Here is a 5,752-nt window from a genome sequence, read left to right as displayed (position 1 = left end):
TCGGCGACCCCGGCCTCGACATCACGCGGAACGGCGATGTCGATCACGTGCAGTGGTCGGTCGATTTCGCCGCGGGCGGCGCGGAGCTTGTCGACGGTGATGACCGGCTCGCCGGCACCCGTCGAGGTGACGACGACGTCCGCAGCGGCCAATGCCTCGTCGAGTCGATCGAAACCGACCGCGGGTCCACCCACCCGCTGCGCCAACGCGGCGCCGCGTTCGGGCGAGCGGTTGACCACGCAGATCTCGGCACCCCCGGACTTGTGCAGCGCAACGGCGACTCCTTCGCCCATCGAACCGGCTCCGAGCACCGCGATGCTGCGGCCGCTCAGTTCACCCACGACCTCGCCGAGCATCTCGACCGCGGCGTGGCTGACCGACGCGGTCCCGCGCCCGATCGCTGTCTCGGTGCGCGCCCGCTTGCCGGTCTCGACGGCGGTGCGCATCAGCAGGTTCATTCCCGATCGTGCAGCGGATTCGTCGAGCGCGACCTGCCAGGCGTTGCGGATCTGGCCGAGGATCTCACCCTCGCCGAGAACCGCCGAATCGAGTCCGGCAGCGACCTCGAAGAGATGCGACACGGCTGCGTCATCGTGCTGGCTGAACAGGTGCGGGCTCAGTGCATCGACGTCGAGTTCACCCAGGTCGCAGAGGAAATCGCGGACGTCGGCGTACGCCCCGTGGAACCGTTCGGCGATGACGTAGACCTCGGTGCGATTGCAGGTCGAGAGCACGACGGCCTCGCGGATCGTGTCACGCTCGGCGAGGCCGGACACCGCCTTGGGCAGGTCGTCGGCCGCGATCGTCAGACGTTCGAGCAGCGACAGCGGTCCGCTGCGATGGTTGACACCGACGACGAGGATGGACATGACGCACCCAGCCTAGGCCGACGCACCACGTCGGCCGTTGCCCGGGACCGCCTGGAGCTTGGTCACCTTGCGCGCGTTCAGTCGCCGCTGCTCGTGATAGCTGAGGATCTGCAGTTCGACGGCGAGGTCGACCTTGCGGACACTGATGCCGTGCGGAACCGTGATGATCGTCGGCGCGAAGTTCAAGATGCTCGTGATCCCGGCCGCGACGAGTGCGTCGGCAGCGCTCTGGGCAGCGGGACCCGGCGTCGCGATGACACCGATCGAGATCTCGCGGGTCTGCACGATCTCGGTCAGCTGGTCGACATGGCGGACGCGGACGCCGCCCACGACGGTTCCCAACTTCTCGGGGTCGATGTCGACGACGCCTCCGACCGGAAAACCGCGCTCGCCGAAACCGCCGTAGCCCGCCAGCGCTTTGCCGAGGTGCCCGGCACCGACGATGACGACGTCCCAGTCGTGCGTCAGCCCGAGTTCACGCTTGATCTGGAAGATCAGGAACTCGACGTCGTAGCCGACGCCACGGGTGCCGTAGCTCCCGAGGTACGAGAGGTCCTTGCGGACCTTGGCGGCGTTCACGCCACCGAGCTCGGCGAGCTCCTCGGAGGAGATGTTGGTGGTGCCGAGATCGAACTGATCCGAGAGGAGCTTCAGATAAATCGGGAGTCGCGCCACGGTCGCTTCGGGAATTCGCCGTCGAGTCCGCTGGGCAGCCACAGGTCCAACCTACGACGCTTGTGCACGGTTTCACAAAGCACCCCGGTATCAATTCCGCAGCTGTTACGGAAGTCTCAGGTCGTCCGGTCAGCCCACTTCGTCAGGCGAGGAGGTGGCGACGCAGGAGCTTGCCGGTGATCCCCCGTGGGAGATCGTCGACGAACAGGATCTTGTTCGGGGACTTGTACCGGGCGAGGTGATCGAGGCAGAACTCGATCAGCGTCTCCTCGTCGATGTCGGAACCGTCGGCGACCACGACGAACGCCTTCACCGCTTCGCCCGTGTGCGGGTGCGGGACGCCGACCACACCGACTCCCGCCACGTCCGGGTGGGTCGCGAGCACGTCCTCGACCTCGGCCGGGTACACGTTGAAACCGGACACGATGATCAGATCCTTCGCTCGATCGACCAGCCAGAGGTAGCCGTCGTCGTCGACCGTCGCGACATCTCCCGTACGCAGCCAGCCGTCCGACGTGAGCACCGTCTCGGTCGCGTCGGAGTCGCCGAAGTACCCGGCAAACACGTTCGGGCCGCGCACCCAGATCTCGCCGACGTCGCCGGCGGGAATGTCACCATCGTCGTTGACGAGTCGAACCTCCATGCCGTCGAGCACGCGTCCGACCGATCCGAACCGTGCCGGACCACTCGGCGACCAGGTGACGATCGGCGACGCCTCGGTGAGTCCGTACCCCTCGTGGATCACGAGGCCGAATCGATCCTGCATCAGACGTGCGGTGGGGATCGGCAACTTGGCTGCTCCGGAGAGCGCCAAGCGGATGGTCGAGAACTCGCTGCCCTCGAGGTGGTCGAACGATGCGAACGCCGTCCACATCGACGGCGAACCGGGCAACAAGGTCACCCCACGGTCGGCGATCGTGTCGATCGCGGTGACCGGGTCGAAACGCTGGACCAGCACGACCGTCGCGCCGACCGCCAATCCGAGGTTCAGGGTGACGTTCAGCCCGAAGATGTGGAACAACGGGAGCACCGCGTACATCACATCGTGCGATGTGAGTTCGTCGGTTGCGTCGAGGCTCTGCTCGATGTTCGACAGCAGGTTGCGATGGGTGAGCATCGCTGCGCGGGGCGAACCCGCCGTGCCGCTCGTGAACATCAGCGTGCAGAGGGCATCCGGGTCGACGTCGACACGCTCGACCGGATCCGCCTCGAGGAGGTCGTCGATCAGCACGCGACCGTCGACCACGGTCGCCGGGTCGCCGGTGACGACATGGATCACGGTCGGAACCGTCGAGCGATCGACCCCGCTCCAGGTCGTCGCGCTGAGCTTCTCGATCACGACGACGGACGCACCGACGGTGGCGATCTCGCTCTCGATCGCCCGGGCGGGGCTCAGCGGATTGAGCGGGACCGCGACGGCGCCGAGTCCGATCGTCGCGTAATACGAGATGACGAAGTGCCGCGCGTTGCTGCACAACAGTGCGACGCGGTCACCCTCGGACACGCCGAGCGAAGCGAGGCCACCGCGCAGGTGATCGATCTGGTCACGCAGCTCGCCGTAGGTCGTCGAGCGACCGCGGCTGATCAGCGCGACGGAGTCTGCATCGGCACCGTCGATGATGCTCGCGAGATTCATGGAGGTGACGCCACGCGATCCGTCAGAGACGGAGCAGCGAGACGATTCCGGCGATCAGGATCGCTGCGAGCAGGAGACCGAGGACGAGGGTGGTTGCTGGACGCATCGCCCGAGACGCTAACGGACCGATCCGCTACCGAGTTGTGAGGTCGACCCTGACCGACTGGGTGGGCTGGGCATCCTCGGAGAGCGGTGCGATCACGACCTGGTCGCCGTCGGCCAGGCCGAGTTCGTCGGCAGCCGAGCGCCGGTCCATCACCAGCGCCATCATCCCGTTCGAATCGAGCACCAGTCCGATCGCCCCCGGGGAAGTCTCGGCGAACGCCGTCACCCGGGTGGCGGCACGGGTCACACCTCCGGTCGGATCGGTGGGAGCGCTGCAGCGGATCTCGACCACATCGCCGAATCCGCTCGGGAGATCGTCCGGTCCGATGTTGAGTTGCACGTTGCCGAAACGGTCGGTCCACAACGCCTGCGCGATCACGGTGCTGTCGTCGATCTGCGGCAACGGCACGACGCCGGGAAAGAGCAGGTCTGCATCGACGGCGGGGCCGAGTTCGCTCAGGTCGACGCCCTTGCAGAGGTGGGCAGCCGCCGGCGCGAAAAGGTCGCGGCCGTCGAACGTGGCTCCCGGAGCCTCCAGGCGATACTCGGGATTCGACAACTCGACGGCCCGCCCGGCACCTCCGGCCATCGCCACCGCAGGTGCGAGCAGGCCGTTGTCCGGCCCGACGAGCACCCCCTCACCATCTGCGACCTCGATCGCGATCCCGCGTCGCGCCGTTCCCACGCCGGGATCGACCACCGCCAGCACCACTCCGGAGGCGACGTAGCTGATCGCACGGGCGAGTGCGAGCGATCCGGCGCGCACGTCGAACGGTGCGATGCCGTGCGTCAGGTCGATGACGGCCGCGTGCGGTGCGAGTTCACGGATCACCGACCGGACGACACCGGCGAATTCGTCGGTGGTCCCGTAGTCGGACAGAAAGGAGATCGTGTCGTAGCGCCGGCTCATGTCGCGCCGACGCTACCCGGCCGACCGAACCGACCCCGGACGCGACGAGGGCTGATGCCAACCCCCCGATGGCACCAGCCCTGTCGGCGCTGTCCTCCTCCGTCATCGTGCTGCGCACGACATCGCAGGAGAACGCGTCTCCACGTCGGACAGGATAGGTCGCAATTCCCGATGTGAAAAGGGCCACACCAAAGTTTTCTGGCAGGAGTGGACAGCGGGCCTCAGCCGAGGTCGCGTGATCGCGCGGTTGCCGCAGCGACGGCATCGGCCACGATTCCGCGCAGGTCGCGCGCATCGAAGCGTTCCAGTCCGGCGGCGGTCGTGCCGCCCGGAGACGTCACGTTGCGTCTGAGCTGAGCCGCGTCCCGATCACGGTCGAGCAACGTCGAGGCACCGAGCAACAGCTGCGCGACGATCCGCTCGGCAGCATCGGCATCGATCCCCTCGGCCGTGGCGGCCTCGACGAGTGCCTCGGCGAACAGGAAGACATAGGCCGGGCCGGAGCCGGCGACGCCGGTGAAGGCGTCGAGCAGCGGCTCGTCGAGTCGTTCGACGATCCCCACCGAGCCGAGGATCGTCTCGGCCCATGCAAGGTCGGAGTCGGTTGCGTTCGCTCCACCGGCGATTGCGGATGCCCCGAGGCCGACGAGAGCAGGCGTGTTCGGCATCGCTCGAACCACGGCCACGTCGGGGCCGGCTGCTGCGTCGAGCGTCGATGTGGTCACACCCGCGGCGATCGACAGGATGCGCCGAGCCCCGCGGTCGACCGCAGTGCGAACAGCGTCGGCGACACCATCGGGTTTGACCGCGATGACGGCTGCCGCGCAGTCCGGAACGTCGGCGACGACGCCGAGGCCGGGAAACATCGCTGTCAGCTGGGCGCGGCGGTCGTCGATCCGTTCGACGACCGCCATCGACGAGGCGTTGAACGCCCCCGATGCGATCATTCCTTCGAGCAGGGCAGCACCCATGTTGCCCCCACCGATCATCACGACCTCGACGTCACTCATCGGCGTCGACGCTAGTGCCACGGCGGTCAGGCGGCGGCGGGTTGGGTGAGTTCGGTGCCGTCGGGGCGGTGGATGTGCCAGGTGCCGTCGGGTGAGCGGTGGGCTGTGTAGCCGTGGGTTTTGATGCGGTTGTGGCGTCCGCAGACGGGCCCACCGTTGCGGGGCGTCGTCAACCCACCCCTCGAGTGTTCGTGGGTGTGGTCGATCTGATTGCGTGAATTGTTGCGCCCGCATCCGGGCCACATACATCGCCGCCCGTCCAACAACACAGCATCTCGCGCGGCTCCGGTGAACCGCCGCCGTCGTCCGAGATCGATGACCCGTCCGGTCGAGTCGATCACGACGCGGCGGACGTGCCCGATCATCGATGCAATCACGGCGTCGCGCGGACTGACCGCGATACCGGTGGCGGTCTCGCACTTCTTGTCGTCGATGTCATCGACCGTGGCAGGTGCAGGTGCGTCATCGCCGCGCATCATCGAGGCGATCTCGGCTTCGTACTCGGCCTTCGTGATGACGATGTTCACCAACGGCTCGGGCGTCGCCG

General features: G+C 67.3%; 6 protein-coding genes. All 6 read right to left on the bottom strand.

Annotation, left to right across the window (positions count from 1 at the left end):
- The coding region (hemA, locus tag WBV89_RS15035; RefSeq protein WP_423982166.1) for a glutamyl-tRNA reductase at positions 1 to 869 on the bottom strand (869 nt) is incomplete at its 3' end.
- A 12-nt stretch (positions 870 to 881) separates the two neighbouring features.
- Positions 882 to 1,586, bottom strand: coding sequence for a redox-sensing transcriptional repressor Rex (locus tag WBV89_RS15030; RefSeq protein ID WP_423982165.1), 705 nt, complete (start codon positions 1,584 to 1,586; stop codon positions 882 to 884).
- Positions 1,587 to 1,686: 100 nt separating this feature from the next.
- Positions 1,687 to 3,180: an AMP-binding protein gene (locus WBV89_RS15025; protein WP_423982164.1), complete on the bottom strand. Its 1,494-nt coding sequence runs from the start codon at positions 3,178 to 3,180 to the stop codon at positions 1,687 to 1,689.
- A gap of 133 nt (positions 3,181 to 3,313) precedes the next feature.
- Complete coding sequence (locus WBV89_RS15020; protein ID WP_423982163.1) at positions 3,314 to 4,195, bottom strand: SAM hydrolase/SAM-dependent halogenase family protein; 882 nt, start codon at positions 4,193 to 4,195, stop codon at positions 3,314 to 3,316.
- Between the two features lie 221 nt (positions 4,196 to 4,416).
- Entirely contained in the window at positions 4,417 to 5,205 is a 789-nt protein-coding gene (gene proC, locus WBV89_RS15015; RefSeq protein ID WP_423982162.1) for a pyrroline-5-carboxylate reductase, read from the bottom strand.
- 26 nt (positions 5,206 to 5,231) lie between these two features.
- The coding region (locus WBV89_RS15010; RefSeq protein WP_423982161.1) for an HNH endonuclease signature motif containing protein at positions 5,232 to 5,752 on the bottom strand (521 nt) is incomplete at its 5' end.

This window comes from Ilumatobacter sp., assembly GCF_049588435.1.
In the GTDB taxonomy this organism is placed as follows: domain Bacteria; phylum Actinomycetota; class Acidimicrobiia; order Acidimicrobiales; family Ilumatobacteraceae; genus Ilumatobacter_A.
Note: the sequence above shows the minus strand (reverse complement) of the source record. Positions and strands in the feature narration are given on the sequence as shown.

Bases quoted from the DNA above. Each gene is read 5' to 3' on its own strand.
- WBV89_RS15025 (WP_423982164.1), bottom strand. From the start codon at position 3,180: ATGAATCTCGCGAGCATCATCGACGGTGCCGATGCAGACTCCGTCGCG.
- proC (WP_423982162.1), bottom strand. From the start codon at position 5,205: ATGAGTGACGTCGAGGTCGTGATGATCGGTGGGGGCAACATGGGTGCT.
- WBV89_RS15020 (WP_423982163.1), bottom strand. From the start codon at position 4,195: ATGAGCCGGCGCTACGACACGATCTCCTTTCTGTCCGACTACGGGACC.